Origin of the sequence: Dactylosporangium sp. CA-152071 (assembly GCF_050936335.1) — a bacterium.
In the GTDB taxonomy this organism is placed as follows: Bacteria; Actinomycetota; Actinomycetes; order Mycobacteriales; family Micromonosporaceae; genus Dactylosporangium; species Dactylosporangium maewongense.
Map to the genome: position 1 here is coordinate 1,942,600 of NZ_JBNJMZ010000001.1, position 13,247 is coordinate 1,955,846.

The 13,247-nt window shown below is 73.1% G+C and carries 17 protein-coding genes; 9 read left to right on the forward strand and 8 right to left on the reverse strand.

All coding sequences use genetic code 11. From position 1 onward, the window contains the following. Positions 1-82: 82 nt before the first annotated feature. The 4 genes from ACQEVZ_RS08305 to ACQEVZ_RS08320 all read right to left on the reverse strand — a co-directional run bounded on the left by ACQEVZ_RS08305 (position 83) and on the right by ACQEVZ_RS08320 (position 2,428). On the reverse strand, positions 83-541 hold the full coding sequence (locus ACQEVZ_RS08305) for a hypothetical protein (RefSeq protein WP_433363517.1): 459 nt from the start codon (positions 539-541) through the stop codon (positions 83-85). A 106-nt stretch (positions 542-647) separates the two neighbouring features. Further along, positions 648-1,019 carry a hypothetical protein gene (locus ACQEVZ_RS08310; RefSeq protein ID WP_433363520.1) on the reverse strand — a complete coding sequence of 124 codons (372 nt, stop codon included), beginning with the start codon at positions 1,017-1,019 and terminating at the stop codon, positions 648-650. A 65-nt stretch (positions 1,020-1,084) separates the two neighbouring features. After that, positions 1,085-1,339 (reverse strand): three-helix bundle dimerization domain-containing protein, encoded by a 255-nt coding sequence (locus tag ACQEVZ_RS08315; RefSeq protein WP_433363523.1) that lies wholly within the window; start codon positions 1,337-1,339, stop codon positions 1,085-1,087. Between the two features lie 63 nt (positions 1,340-1,402). Then, positions 1,403-2,428 (reverse strand): NAD(P)H-binding protein, encoded by a 1,026-nt coding sequence (locus tag ACQEVZ_RS08320; RefSeq protein WP_433363526.1) that lies wholly within the window; start codon positions 2,426-2,428, stop codon positions 1,403-1,405. Between the two features lie 71 nt (positions 2,429-2,499). Between ACQEVZ_RS08320 and ACQEVZ_RS08325 the strand changes: the two genes are divergently transcribed. From ACQEVZ_RS08325 to ACQEVZ_RS08345, 5 genes are all read left to right on the forward strand, one after another. Further along, the gene (locus ACQEVZ_RS08325) at positions 2,500-3,441 is read left to right on the forward strand and encodes a helix-turn-helix domain-containing protein (RefSeq protein ID WP_433363529.1); all 942 of its coding nucleotides are present in this window, start codon (positions 2,500-2,502) and stop codon (positions 3,439-3,441) included. Further along, complete coding sequence (locus ACQEVZ_RS08330) at positions 3,438-3,560, forward strand: hypothetical protein (RefSeq protein ID WP_433363532.1); 123 nt, start codon at positions 3,438-3,440, stop codon at positions 3,558-3,560. The genes ACQEVZ_RS08325 and ACQEVZ_RS08330 overlap by 4 nt, the downstream gene beginning before the upstream one ends. Before the next feature lie 87 nt (positions 3,561-3,647). Continuing rightward, positions 3,648-4,478 carry a class I SAM-dependent methyltransferase gene (locus ACQEVZ_RS08335; RefSeq protein WP_433363535.1) on the forward strand — a complete coding sequence of 277 codons (831 nt, stop codon included), beginning with the start codon at positions 3,648-3,650 and terminating at the stop codon, positions 4,476-4,478. A gap of 73 nt (positions 4,479-4,551) precedes the next feature. Beyond that, positions 4,552-5,544 carry a hypothetical protein gene (locus ACQEVZ_RS08340; RefSeq protein ID WP_433363538.1) on the forward strand — a complete coding sequence of 331 codons (993 nt, stop codon included), beginning with the start codon at positions 4,552-4,554 and terminating at the stop codon, positions 5,542-5,544. A gap of 88 nt (positions 5,545-5,632) precedes the next feature. Beyond that, positions 5,633-6,097: a hypothetical protein gene (locus tag ACQEVZ_RS08345; RefSeq protein ID WP_433363540.1), complete on the forward strand. Its 465-nt coding sequence runs from the start codon at positions 5,633-5,635 to the stop codon at positions 6,095-6,097. 476 nt (positions 6,098-6,573) lie between these two features. On the opposite strand, the gene ACQEVZ_RS08350 is transcribed toward ACQEVZ_RS08345, so the two are convergent. Further along, positions 6,574-7,023 carry a hypothetical protein gene (locus ACQEVZ_RS08350; RefSeq protein ID WP_433363543.1) on the reverse strand — a complete coding sequence of 150 codons (450 nt, stop codon included), beginning with the start codon at positions 7,021-7,023 and terminating at the stop codon, positions 6,574-6,576. A 194-nt stretch (positions 7,024-7,217) separates the two neighbouring features. Here ACQEVZ_RS08350 and ACQEVZ_RS08355 point away from each other — a divergent pair, with 194 nt between their 5' ends. After that, the gene (locus tag ACQEVZ_RS08355; protein ID WP_433363545.1) at positions 7,218-7,637 is read left to right on the forward strand and encodes a YjdF family protein; all 420 of its coding nucleotides are present in this window, start codon (positions 7,218-7,220) and stop codon (positions 7,635-7,637) included. Between the two features lie 98 nt (positions 7,638-7,735). Here ACQEVZ_RS08355 and ACQEVZ_RS08360 read toward each other — a convergent pair whose 3' ends face one another. The 3 genes from ACQEVZ_RS08360 to ACQEVZ_RS08370 all read right to left on the reverse strand — a co-directional run bounded on the left by ACQEVZ_RS08360 (position 7,736) and on the right by ACQEVZ_RS08370 (position 10,997). Continuing rightward, positions 7,736-8,275, reverse strand: a complete 540-nt coding sequence (locus ACQEVZ_RS08360) for a hypothetical protein (RefSeq protein WP_433363548.1) — start codon at positions 8,273-8,275, stop codon at positions 7,736-7,738. A gap of 74 nt (positions 8,276-8,349) precedes the next feature. Further along, the gene (locus ACQEVZ_RS08365; RefSeq protein ID WP_433363550.1) at positions 8,350-9,921 is read right to left on the reverse strand and encodes a bifunctional 3-(3-hydroxy-phenyl)propionate/3-hydroxycinnamic acid hydroxylase; all 1,572 of its coding nucleotides are present in this window, start codon (positions 9,919-9,921) and stop codon (positions 8,350-8,352) included. 56 nt (positions 9,922-9,977) lie between these two features. Next, a complete protein-coding gene (locus ACQEVZ_RS08370; RefSeq protein WP_433363553.1) occupies positions 9,978-10,997 on the reverse strand; it encodes an aldo/keto reductase in 1,020 nt (339 codons plus the stop codon). Positions 10,998-11,092: 95 nt separating this feature from the next. Between ACQEVZ_RS08370 and ACQEVZ_RS08375 the strand changes: the two genes are divergently transcribed. The 3 genes from ACQEVZ_RS08375 (at position 11,093) to ACQEVZ_RS08385 (ending at position 13,178) form a co-directional block, all read left to right on the forward strand. Continuing rightward, the gene (locus ACQEVZ_RS08375; RefSeq protein WP_344512791.1) at positions 11,093-11,671 is read left to right on the forward strand and encodes a TetR/AcrR family transcriptional regulator; all 579 of its coding nucleotides are present in this window, start codon (positions 11,093-11,095) and stop codon (positions 11,669-11,671) included. Between the two features lie 129 nt (positions 11,672-11,800). Then, positions 11,801-12,367, forward strand: coding sequence for a Uma2 family endonuclease (locus ACQEVZ_RS08380; protein WP_433363556.1), 567 nt, complete (start codon positions 11,801-11,803; stop codon positions 12,365-12,367). Between the two features lie 34 nt (positions 12,368-12,401). Continuing rightward, positions 12,402-13,178: a hypothetical protein gene (locus ACQEVZ_RS08385; protein ID WP_433363559.1), complete on the forward strand. Its 777-nt coding sequence runs from the start codon at positions 12,402-12,404 to the stop codon at positions 13,176-13,178. Positions 13,179-13,247: the final 69 nt, after the last annotated feature.

Below are 13,247 nucleotides of genomic sequence, written 5' to 3' on the forward strand. Positions count from 1 at the left end.
TTGAGGCGCCCACCCCGGATCGATCCGGCGGACCGGCGGACCCGGGGTGGGGCGGGCGGGCGGCGGCCCGGTAGGGACAGCCCTACCGTCCGCGCAGCTGGTGGGCGGCCCGGGCGAGCCAGGCGTCGACCGCGGCCCGGTCGAAGCCGCGGAACGCGACCGGCAGGTGCGCGTCGCCGATCGCCCGCAGCGCGTCGGCCCGCCGGGCGGCGTCGCCGCTCGCGATCGCACCGGCGACGAGGGTGAGCAGCGCGTCGGTCTCCGCGGGGCGGTACCCGCGCAGCACGACCGGCAGCTCGACGGCCGCCGCCCAGACCGGGGCGGGGCCGGCGCCGGGCTCCGGCTCGGCGGTGCGGGAGGCTGCCAGCCAGGCGTCGACCTGGACCGGCGAGTAGCCGCGGAGCACCACCGGCAGCCGGCCGGCCGCGCGCACCGCGGCGGCGATCCGGTCCCGGTCGCCCGCGGCCGCCTCGACCGCCCGCATCAGGGCGTCGACGGCACGCCGGTCGTACCCGCGCAGGACGACATCGAACGCAACCATGCCCTGCATTGTCGGCGACTGGGTCAACCACCGCGGCGGAGGTGCCGGCCGCACGGCGCGGTCACCGCGGCGCCTGGCCGACGCCCGGCCCGTGACCCGCTCGCCGTCAGCTGCGCCTGCGGCGCACGACGACCGTGAGCTCCCACGCCAGCAGGGCGACCGTCACCAGCAGGACACCGCCGCCGACCAGCATCGACTTGCTGTCGGCGGCCCTGGCCTCGGCGCCGCGGGCGAACACCCGCAGGTCCTCGCCGCCCGGCAGGCGGACCTCGTAGTGGGAGCCGCTCACGCCGGCGTCGACGGCCGTCACACCTTCCGGGGCAATGCCGATCACGTCACCCGCGCCCTCCAGCCACCGGGCCGTGCAGGTGATGTGCGACCGCTCAAGCTGGTCGATGTCCTCCACGCACGTGCCGACGTGCGCGGTGGTGAGCGACGCCCCGCGCAGGTACTCGCCGAGCCCGCCGCGGCCGGTCATGCTCGACCCGGCCGGCCACCCGTTCTGCCTCGCCGCCGCGCCATGAGAGGTGCGTGCCGGGCTCGCTAGCCGGCCTCGACCTCGGGCTCGTGCAGCTCGTACCCGCGCTCGCGCAACTGCTCGATCACCCGCGGCCGGGTCAGCGACAGCACGTGCGTCTCCACCTCGGCGTCGCGCAGCAGCTCGGCGTAGACCTCGCGGACCATCGCGTCGACCTCGGCCCGCGGGGCGCCGGGGAACCGCTCGGACAGGATGTCGGCCTCGCGCCGCAGTGCCGTGTCGATGTCGCCCAGGTGAGCGACCCCGTCGGGACCGGTCATGACGGCATCGTCCTCTCACTCGTGTCTCTGCTGTCTCATGCCCGCCGGCCGCCGGTCCTACGGTTAACGGGCGGTGAACGCGCCGCCGTCCGGCGTGTGCACGGACAGGTGCGGCGACAGCGCGCGCAGGAAGTCCGGGGCGTCGAAGGCGGCGCCGGCCGAGGCGACACCGGTGGTCCTGACGCGGCCGGTGAGGATCCGGTCGACGGCCTCGACCGCCAGGGGCGCGCTGATCGCGTAGATGTCCTGGCCGGTCGCGGTGATGCGGCGCTCCTCGGTGCCGGAGCGGACCACGACGTCGACCATGAACGTCTGCGCGGAGCGGCCCCGCGCGTCGACGGCGGCCGGGGCCGGGGTCTCCGGCGCGGCCAGGTCGGCGGCGGCCGTGGCGGTCATGTACGTGCGCACCTCCGGGACCGTCAGGTGGCTGGGGACGGTGACGACGTCGGCCATCGTGAACTCCCCGATGACGTCGCGCGGACCGAGCGGCGCCGGGAACGGCCACTCCAGGACCGGCAGGGTGTCGGTGTGGTACTGGAGGCGCCCGCCGCTGTAGCGGACCCTGCGCCCGCCCCGCCGCTCCCCCGACACGGCGCCCGCGACCCGGGTCCCGGCGGTCGGGTGCCAGCCGCTCAGGCCGTACGCCACGTGCACCTCGCCGGCCGTGGTCCGGTCGCCCATCGCGGTGGTGACGAGCAGGTCCCCGAGCCCGCCGAAGAACGCCATCGCCGGCACGACCGAGGTGTTCCCCGCGCGGTCCTTGAAGTGGCTGAACGTGTCGCGGTTGGCCTCGATCTCGGCGGCGACGTCGACGTACGGGATGCCCGCCCGCAACGCGGCCTCGACCAGCGGCGCGGCGGTCGTGGCGAACGGCCCGGCGGTGTTGATGACGGCCGCCGAGCCGTCCAGCGCGCGGTCGAGCGCGGCCGGGTCGTCCACCGCCGCCCGCCACCCGCCGGCCGGCAGCTTGGCGGCGTCGCGGCCCACGTGCCGCGGGGTGTACCCGCGCTCGGCCAGCTCCGCGACGACGAACTTCCCCGTGTGCCCGTAGGCGCCGTACACGGCGACCTCTGCCTTGAAGTGATCCACGCGGACGATCCTGTCCCGGCCCGCCGAGCCGCACCAGCGTCCGGAACGACGCGACCCGTACAATTTCCGACATGACCTCTGTCGCGGTCGCCGCCACCGACGGGATGCTGCACTTCGAGCTCGCCCTGGCGTGCGAGGTGTTCGGCCCGCCGCCGGACGCGCTCACCGGCCCCTGGTATGACCTCGCGGTGTGCGGCCCGCGGGGCGTGCGGGCCGGCCGCTTCCGGCTGGAGCCCGACCACGGCCTCGACCACCTGGCGCGCGCCCACACCGTCATCGTGCCGGCGCTCGCCGACGTCGCCGCCGACCCGCCGGCCGACCTGGTCGAGGCGGTGCGTGCGGCCCACGACGCCGGCGCCCGGGTCGTCTCGTTGTGCACCGGCGCCTTTGTACTGGCGGCCGCCGGCATTCTCGACGGGCTCCGCGCCACGACGCACTGGGCGCACACCGACGAGCTCGCCGCGCGTTACCCGCGGGTGGCCGTCGACCCCGATGTGCTGTACATCGACAACGGCCGCGTCCTCACGTCCGCCGGCAAGGCCGCCGCCATGGATCTGTGCCTGCACCTGGTCCGCCTCGACCACGGCTCGACCGTCGCCAACATCGTCGCCCGCCGCCTCGTCGTGCCGCCGCACCGCGCCGGCGGCCAGGCCCAGTTCGTCACCACGCCGGTGCCGGACGAGGACGGCCACCCCCTGTCCGACCTGCTCCCGTGGGTGATGCAGCGCCTCGACCAGCCGCTCACCGTGGAGGACCTGGCCGCCCGGGCGAACCTGAGCTCCCGGCACCTGGCCCGCCTCTTCCACGCCGTCACCGGCACCACCCCGCTGCAATGGCTGCACACGCAACGCATCCGCCGCGCCCAGCAGCTCCTGGAGAGCACCGACGACGGCATCGACGCCATCGCCTCCGCCGCCGGCATGGGCACCGCCACCACCCTCCGCCGGCACTTCCAGCGGACGCTCGGCGTCCCGCCGGACACCTACCGCCGCACGTTCCGCGCCCCTCCATGACCCGCATCGATCAGGGTCAGCGCGAAGCGGCCGCGGTACGTAAGATCCACAACATGACCGCCCCGACGCGCTACGGGCTGCACTGGCTCGTCGGCTTCGAGGTCTCCGAGAGCGCCTGACCGCACGCACGGGATGCCCCGGCGGTTCAACCCGCGGCTGTCCTGATGCTGGCTGCGCGGCGCCCGCCGGGCAGCCAGCCTGGGGCGATGGGAAACCCGACAGGCGACCCGGCGTACGCGCTGGAGCGGTCGCAGGAGGAGTACGAACGACTCGGCCGTCAGGCGCTGTTCCTGCACGGCACCACCGAACGGCTGCTGCGTGACGCGGGCCTGCGCCCCGGCATGCGGGTCCTCGACGTGGGCAGCGGCGCCGGCGACGTGGCGCTGCTCGCCGCCGGCATCGTCGGACCGCAGGGCACGGTCGTCGGCGTCGACGTCGACGCGGCGGCGCTGCGGGTCGCCCGGGGCCGGGCCGAGGCCCTCGGGCTGTCCAACGTCGAATTCGTCGAGGGTGACCTGGACACCGCCGACGCCGGGACCGGGTTCGACGCCGCCGTCGGGCGCCTGGTCCTGATGTACCGCGCCGACCCCGTCGCGGCGCTGCGTGCCGTCGCCGACCGGGTCCGCTCCGGCGGGATCGTCGCCTTCCAGGAGCTCGACCTCGACCCCGCGATCGCCGCGCGGTCGCTGCCCGAGGCGTCGCTGTGGAACGACACCGGCCGGCTCACCACCGAAGCCTTCCGCCGCGCCGGCATGCAGGTCCGCATGGGCCGCCAGCTGTTCGCCGCGTACACCGCCGCCGGCCTGCCCGAACCCACGATGCGCGACGAGGCCCTGATCGGCGGCGGCCCCGACTTCGGCGGCTACGCCTGGCTGGCCGGCGTCACCCGAGCCCTCGCGCCGCTCATCCAGAAGCTCGGTCTCGACCTCCCCGGCGACCTCGACACCCTCGCCGACCGCCTCCGCGCCGACGCCGTCACCAACGGCACGGTCGTCTGGACCCCGTCCCTCATCGGCGCCCACGCGACGAAGCCGTAGAACGGGCTCACGGAAGCCTGGTGCGGCGCGTATCCTCCGCTGGCTGATCGAGAGCGCGGGAGGCACGAACGCCATGGGCACCAGCTACGAGACGATGATGGTGGTCGGGGAGTTCGCCGGGGTGGTGTCCGCCCTGACGGACCTCGACGCCGACGCATGGGTCGTGCCTGCGGCGGCGGGTCGGGTGGCGGTGCTGCCCCGCGAAGGCGAGCACGGCGTCGCCGACGTCGACGGGTTGGCGCGGTCGGTCAGCGCGCGGCTGCGCACGCCCGTGGTGAGCCACGTCGTCGTCGACTCGGACGCGGTGTTCATCACCGTCTACCGCGACGGGGACCGCGTCCACGAGTACGTCTCCGACCGGGCAGCGCTCGCCGGCCGGTACACCGGCGACGGCAGCGAGACCAGGGTCCGCTTCGGCGGCGCCGATCCCGGTGTGTTCGCACCGTTCGGAGTGGGCTCCGTGGACCTGGATCGGCTCGGTGTCACGCTGCGCGGGGAGTTCGGCACCGGGACGAAGGTCTTCGCCGAGTTCCAGCATCGGCTGATCGTCAGGGCGATGAACCTGGACCCGGCCGGCCTCACGACGGCCTTCCGGTGGGCCCGGCAGGAAGACCTTCCCGGGGCGGTGCGGGTCAAGCCCGCCGGCCGCGCGCCCCGCGCCGCCGCCGGCCGGACGTCGGTCAGGGTGGCGCTGGTGACCGCGCTACCGCTGGACGCCGACGACGTCGCGGCCGGGCAGCTCATCGCCGACGCGACCGGCGGCGGGCCGCTGCCCCTGCGCGCGGTCGTCGGCTGCGCCGGTGTGCTGCACGGCGCGGCCGGTGGCGCCGAGATCTTCATGGCCCACACGCGCGTGCGCCCCCGCGGCGCGACGTACTACATCGAGGTCCAAGGCGCCGGCGGGGATCGGCAGCAGATCCTGGACGCCGTCCGGCAGCTCTGGGCCCGGGCCCTGCGCGACCGGTTCCAGCTGACCACCGGCCAGGGACCGGAGCTGATCACCCTGACCGACGAGCAGTTCGAGCTCGGCTTCGCCCGCGCCACCGCCTACTGCTCGACCACCTGACATCGTCGGGAAGCCGGCAGCGGTCCGCCGGTCATAAAGATGACCAAGGCGCGGCCACGCGCCGTTCGCCTGCCTAAACTCCGTCTCCATGCGTGCAATCAAGGTTCTGACCAGCGCGGTCGCTGGGGCGGTCGGCGCCGGTGTCGTCCTGGGTGCGCTGTCGCGCGGGTTCATGCGGCTCCTGACGCTCGCGACCGGCGGTGAGCCCGGGTTCAGCTGGTCGGGGACCTTCTTCATCGCGCTCATCTTCGTTGTCGCGGTGGCGCCGGCGGCGCTGGCGGCTGCCTTCACGATGCGGTGGTGGCGCTGGCTCGCGGCGGCGGCCGGGGCGCTGTTCCTGATGCTGCCCGCCATCGGCGTCTTCTCCGAAGAGGTCGGTGACGTGAACGGGCTCTCGACCATGGCCTGGGTCGGCCTGGTCGCGGCGTCGGTCGCCGTGTTCGCCACCGTGTTCGTCGCCCCGGCGGCCGCCATCTGGTTGGTGGACCGGCTCAAGGGCGCTGCGCCTGTCGCCGACTCCGCGCGGCGGTCCGCCCTCGCGGAGGTCGGATGATCTTGTACGCCGCTCGCGACAGCGACATCTGGCGATCTGCTACCGGACGTGCAATGCTCGCTAGACAACAGGAGGGGAGTATTCCCCCGCGGCAGCTGTCGTCAGCACGGTCGGAGCCCATCCCGGATTTCGACCCGGCACTGTCGGTCGTCCACGCGTAGCGGACGGCGGAAGAGACCTCCGGTATCAGCTGCACGCTCACGTTCGGCCCAGCGTCGAACGCAAGCTGCCGTGTCTGCCGGAGGTACCGCAATGGGCGCGCTGCCCGCGTTCGCTTTCCTCGTCCCTGTCGCATGCGCGGCGATCTGGGCAACGGCTCGCGTTGTCCTGGTCCTCATCGTCCTGCGCGGCACGAAACCGGAGGAGCGCTCCGAGCTCCTCCGCGCCATGTCCCACCTGAGCCATCCACCCGCGCTTCCCCGCCCCCGCCCACGCTCACCACGCCCGCGCCGATGTCGATCGTGCGTCGGCCCGTGTCAGAGCGCGATCGGACGGTAGGCCAGCGCGGCGTCGACGATCTGTTCCGCCGTCGCGTCGCGCAGTGCGGGCGCCGGGTGGAAGATGAGGCCGCTCGCGCCCGGCATCACGGTGTTGCGGTCGAACGCGGCGATGGACCAGTCATCGGCCGGGTCGGCGAGAATGCGACGCACGATCTCGACCAGTTCGTCCCGGGTGACGTCGGGCAGCCGGGCCGGCGGCGCCGCGCACGCCCACTCGATCAGTGCTTCGCGGTCCGGCGCTCCGCAGTGATAACGGAAGTCGTCCGGCCCGAAGCGGTGGCCGGTCGTCTCGTTGAGTGCCGCGACCGCCGCGGCGGCGTCCGCACCGCTGCCGACGAGCTCCTCGATCCGCTGTACCGCCGCCGTGATCGCGGCCCGTCGCTCGGCCGTGACCGGCCTGCGTCGTAGCGCGTCGCGCAACTCCATGCCGCGGACCCTACCGCCCCACCGATCAACCGCCGCCCATCTGCCGGCGCAGGGTATCGTCGGCGGCGCACGAAAACACGGCCCCGTTGGTAGTCGGGGCGTCGCCGCTTCGGTGGCGATCCGTCTCCTGCCGGTCGGTTCGCTGACCGGTTGTCCGGTGCAGGACGCATGCTGCCTGCACTCAGGAGACCGTGATGGCGACGATGACCGTGTTCTTCGACAACCCGTTCTGGGTTGCCGTGCTCGAAGTGCGTGACCCGGAGGGTGTACGGGCGACCCGGCACGTCTTCGGCGGCGAGCCGACCGATGCCGAGCTGTACCAGTTCCTGCTCCGGCACGGCGGTGCCCTGCTCGACCGGGCCGGACGGTCTGCTGCGGTGGCCGGTCAGCCGGCGCAGCCCCCGGCCCGCAGCCCGAAGCGGCTGGCCCGGGACGCGGCCCGGGCCGCACAGGCGGCGCGGCCGAGCACCGCGGCCCAGGAGGCGGTCCGCAAGGAGCTGGAGCTGCGCAAGCAGGCCTCCACCCGACGCGGCCGCGAGGCGAAGGAGGCACACGCCGAGCATCGCCGCGACGCCCGCCGCGCCAAGGCTCGCGAACGCCGCCGCGGCCACTGACGGCCGGGCCGATGGCGACCTCGGCCGTCGCGGTCGGGTGTCCCTACGCGGGGCCGCGACAGCCCGCGTTTCCCTGCGGACCGCGCAGGGGTCGGGGGTCAACGCGGTCCGAGCCAGGGTTGGACGCGCCAGTACGGAGCGACGCGTGCCGGAGGCCGGCCGGTGGTGAGGACCCATTCGTCGCAGAAGGCTCCGATGACGATGTCGACACCGTCGAGGCGCAGCAGCACGCCGGCGCAGTCCTGGCCGCCGAACGGGCCGAGGATCACGGCGGCGTCGGTGAGCCGCCGCCCCACCACGCCGGCCAGCAGGTCGGGCGGTGTGGCCGGTGCGACGCGTACGTCACCGCACTCGTCCATGTCGTAGCCGTCGTACGGGTCGGCGGTGGACAGTTCCAGGCTGTCACCGTTGCAGTGCAGCTCGGTCGGCGGCAGTCCCTCGAAGCGCGGCCACGCGTGGATGAGACTGGCGGCGTCCGGGTCGCGTTCACCCTGGTGCCAGTGGCGCGCCTCGGTCACCTCGGCCAGCCGGCGCCCGATCCGCTCCCGCAGCCAGCTGGTGACGATCCGCGGTTCGCTGATGTCGCCTCCTCCGTCACCGCGACGGACCGCGACCAAACGGCCCGGCTGCTGAGCCACCCGCTACGTCGCGACCACAGCGTTCATCATCGCGCCGGGGCACTGGTTCGGCATCGGGTTTCGCGGTCCGCTGGTCAGGCGGTGAGGGTGGTGGCGTAGACGAAGCGGTCGGGGCGCAGGACCGCTACCTCGGCGCGGTGCTTGGCGAACCAGGCGGTCAGCACGCCGTCGACGTCGACCACCGTCAGCGCGTCTTCCGCCGTTGCAGGACCTTCTGCCGCGGCTGGGCTGTCTGACGCGGCGGGGGCTTCCGCGGCGGCGGGGGTGGTGCCGGGTGGTAGGACGCGGATGAGGGTTGCCGGCGGGCCGGGGCGTCGGGTCGTGGCGGTCACGGACGGGCCGATCACCGCGAAGCCCGTTCCGAGCACGTCGTCGAGGCGGACGGGGGCGGTGGCGCCGGCAGGTAGGACCAGCGGCTGGGGGAACATCGTGCCGATGGGGCCGCGGCGGGTGCCGCCGGCGAGCGCGCCCTTGTCCAGGATCGGCGCGGGCTTGAACTCGAAGTGGCGGATGAGGCGGCGTACGCGGGGCACCGCCTGGACTGCCCGCAGGGTGGTGTCGCGCAGGAAGGCGAGCACGCGGTTGCGGACCAGGAAGACACGGCCGAGGCGGACGCTCATGGCGGCCATCGCGGCGGTGTGGGGGCGTCGTTCGGCCTCGTACGTGTCGAGCAGGTCGTCGCCGGCGGTGCCGTCCAGGGCCATGGCGAGCTTCCAGCTGAGGTTCGCGGCGTCGCGGAGGCCGCTGCACAGGCCCTGGCCGAGGAACGGTGGCATCTGGTGGGCGGCGTCGCCGAGCAGGAAGACCCGGCCCACCCGCCACTGCCGCGCGGCGAGGTGGTGGAAGGTGTACACGACGGCGCGGGTCACCGTGAAGCGGTCGGGGTCGACGTACGGGGCGGCCAGCCGCGCCACCGTCTCCGGCCGGGTCATCTCCGCGGGTGTCTCGGTGGCGCGGAGCATGAACTCGAGGCGGTGCGTGCCGAACGCGCCGGGCGAGATGAACGCGGGGCGGCGCCAGTCGCAGACGAACCTGGTCGTCGGCTGGCGGACGCCGCCCGGCTCGACGTCGCCGGAGATCGCCAGCCACGGCTCGGCGTACGACGTGCCGCTCAACGCGATTCCAACGGCCGCACGGGTTGCGCTGCGGGCGCCGTCGCAGCCGAGCACGTACCGCGCCCGGAGCGAGCTGACGGCGCCGTTATCCAACGCGCGGAGGAATACCGTGACGCCGTCGGCGTCCTGGTCGAGGCCGGTCAGCTCGACGCCGGTCCGCAGCGACACGTGCTCGAACCGCTCGAGGCCGCCGCGCAGCGACGCCTCCAGCCGAGGCTGGTCGAAGAAGTGCAGCGGCTCGCTGCCCAGGCCGAAGTCGACCTCGTCGAGCGCGATCGTGGCGAACGGCCGGCCGTCGCCGCTGACGTACTCGACGAGCGGCGGCGGGTACATGTCGGCGGCGACCTCGTCGCGCAGCCCCGCCTGCTGGTAGATCCGCAGGGCCTCGTCGTCGCAGGAGAACGCCCGCGGCTGCCCGTGCGGGGCGGTGCTGCGCTCGACGACGACGGTCCGCACCCCGCGGACGCCGAGCAGGTTGGCGGTGAGCGCGCCGACCGGCCCGCAGCCCACCACGACGACGTCTGTGTCCATCCGGGCAGTCCACCAGCGCGCTGTGGGAACCGTGTGGAACCCGTGTGGAGGTGTCCCTACCGGCGGCGCAGCGCGGCGTCGAGCAGCGACGGTGGCGTGTCGAACTTCTCCTGCGGCGCCAGGTCCACGCCCGGCGCGACAACGGCGTCGACGGCGTCGAGGACGTCGGCCGGCAGTACCACATCCGCCGCCGCCAACTGGGAATCCAGGTGCTGCAGCGTGCGCGGCCCGATGATCGCGCTCGTCACGCCCGGGTGTGCGGTCACGAAACCCAACGCGAGTTGGATTAGCGTGAGTCCCGCGTCTTCGGCGACCTTGGCCAGCCGCTCGACGGCCTCGAGCCGGGCCCGGTTGGAGGCGATGCCGAGGTCGAAGCGCTCCGGCAGGATCGCCGACCGGCTGGTGGTGATCTCCCGGCCCTCCCGCACCGCACCCGACAGCCATCCGGACGCGAGCGGGCTCCACGCGAGCACGCCGAGACCGTACTCCTGGGTCACGGGCAGCACATGCGCCTCGATTCCCCGCTGCAGGATGGAATAGCTGGGTTGTTCGGTCACGTACCGGCCGAGGTGGTGCCGCCGCGCCGCCCATTCGGCCTGCACGATGCGGTACGCCGGAAACGTCGACGACCCGAAGTAGCGGATCTTCCCGGCGCGCTGGAGGTCGGTGAGCGCCGACAGGGTCTCCTCGTCGCTGGTCGTCGGGTCCCAACGGTGGATCTGGTACAGGTCGACGTGCTCCACCCCGAGGCGGCGCAGGCTGTTGTCGAGCTCGGTGACGAGCCACCGGCGGGACGCGCCGCGGTGGTTGCGCTCGTCGCCCATCGGCATCACCGCCTTCGTCGCGAGGACGATGTCGTCGCGCCGCCCGGCGATCGCCCGGCCGACCATCTCCTCGGACTCGCCCTGCCCGTACATGTCGGCGGTGTCGATCATGTTGATCCCGGCGTCGAGGGCGGCGTCGACGATGGCCGTCGCCTCGTCCTGCGTGGTGCGCCCGATGCTGCCGAAGTTCATCGCGCCGAGCACGAGCGTGCTGACCTGCACACCCGTGCGGCCCAAAGTGCGGTACTGCATGGCCGTCTGGCATCCTTTCCCTATAAGCGGAACCTCGTTCCGCTCTCTCGACGATACGGAACACGGTTCCGTTTGCCAAGTTCCTGGAGCGGGCAGTGACGCACGAGGCACCACGGAAGCGCGCCGACGCGCGGCGCAACGAGCAGACCCTGCTGGACGCGGCGGCCGCGGCGTTCGTCGCGGCGGGCGTCGACGCCCCGGTCCGCGACATCGCCGCGCGGGCGGGCGTCGGCGTCGGCACCATCTACCGCCACTTCCCGACCCGCGCCGACCTGATCGTCGCCGTCTACCGCCACCAGGTCGAGGCGTGCGCCTCCGCCGGCCCGGACCTCCTCGCCGGCACCGCCTCCCCGCACGCCGCCCTGGCCGCCTGGATCGACCTGTTCGTCGACTTCCTCGTCACCAAGCACGGCCTCGCCGCCGCCCTGCGGTCCGACGACACCACGTTCGAGACGCTGCACGCGTACTTCATCGACCGCCTGCTGCCCGTCTGCGCGTCCCTGCTGTCAGCGGCCGTCACCGCCGGCGAGGCAAGGCCCGACGTGGAGCCGTTCGCCCTCATGTACGCCGTCGGCAACCTCTGCATCGGCGCCGGCCGCGACCCCCGCTACGACGCCCGCCACATGGCCCAGCTCCTCGTCGCCGGCCTCCGCCCACCACCGCCCGCCGCCTGAACCGGCACGACCGCGGCGGGGGCAGTGGAACAATCAGGACAACAGACCCAGACGAGCCGAGAGGAACGGCTTGTCGCCGCAGCCGCGGTATCTTGAGGCTCATAGCCGATCGCCGTTCAGGAGGTGTGCATGACGGCCGAGAGGGTCGCACCGGCCTGGATGCATGAGCAGGTCACGGCCGACCAATACGCGTCCTGGTCAGAAGAACAATGCGCGGGTATCGAGATCGTGGATGGGATGGTCCTCGTGAGTCCGAGCGCCTCCAAGCGGCACAACCGCCTGGCCAGGCTACTGGCGAACGCCTTGGATGCCGCCGCGGGGCCGGACTGGAACGCCGACACCGACTTCGACGTCCGGCTTCAGGACGTGCCGCTGAACAACCGTCGTCCTGACGTGACGGTCTACCGGGCGGAGACCATCGACGTCACTCCGACTCGACCCGAGCATGTGCTTCTTGTGGTCGAGGTGGTCTCTCCCGGGTCGGAGACGACCGATCGGATCGTCAAGGCCGATCAGTACGCGAGGGCCGGTATCCAGTTCTACTGGCGCGTCGAGCAGGCCGCCACTGGCGCGCCGCTCCTCTACACGTACGTTCTTGACCCGGCGACCGCACGCTACCGCGAGAGCGAGATCTTCACCGGCGTCGTCAAGCTGACCGCGCCCTTCCTGGTCGAAGTCGACCTTGGCGAATTCTGATTCTGTCTCACCTGGGCGGTCGGCTGAGGCCGCGGTGGATGTGATCGAGGTGCTGCGGGAGCGGGTCGGGACGTTTCGGCGGCTGGCGGTGGAGCACGGCATTCCCGTCGTCATCGGTGCGCCGGTGCCGTTGCCGCGGAATCCGGGGCTGCCGGGTGGGCTGTACGACGTGTTCGACATGGTCGGCAGCGTCGACACCGGGGATCTGCGGTTCGCGCCGCCCGCGGAGGTGCGCACCGTCGAGGCGTGGCGGGATCGCGTCGTCGACGAGGAGTGTCCGCTGGGCGGGTACCCGCGCCTCGCGGCGACCGTGTGCAACCTCCGGGCGTACCAGACCCGCAAACACCGATACGTCGCCCCATGGATGACGAATTCCCGTGAAGCCCACCCCCTGATTCCGCCGCCCGGGCGCGAGACTGGTCGGATGGAGACGTGGTTCGATCACGCCGCGGCGGAAGCGGCCGAAGCGCGCGGCGACTGGACCACGGCGATCGCCGTCGTCAGCGAGTTCGCCGAGTGCTACAGCCAGGACTTCCACCGGCACAACGCACACCTGTGGCACATGGACCTTCTGGCGAGAGCCGGCCTGCTGGACGAACTGGCCGATCAGGCCGGCATCGACGTGCACGCGCGGCGGCGGCTGGACCGGCTCCTGTTCGAGGAAGGCCGCGCCGGCGAACTGCGCCGCCGCGCGGAGGACGGCGACAAGACCGCCCTCCACCTGCTGGTGCGCCTTCTTCGCGCCCAGGGCCAGCAGGCGGCCGCCGTGCGGGCGGCCGCCGACATCGACGCTGATCGCAAGCGTGCATGATCGTAGGGTGGCCGTCATCGCGTTGTTCCACCCTGTGTACGGACTGCGCCCGGCCGTGCTCGACCGTCC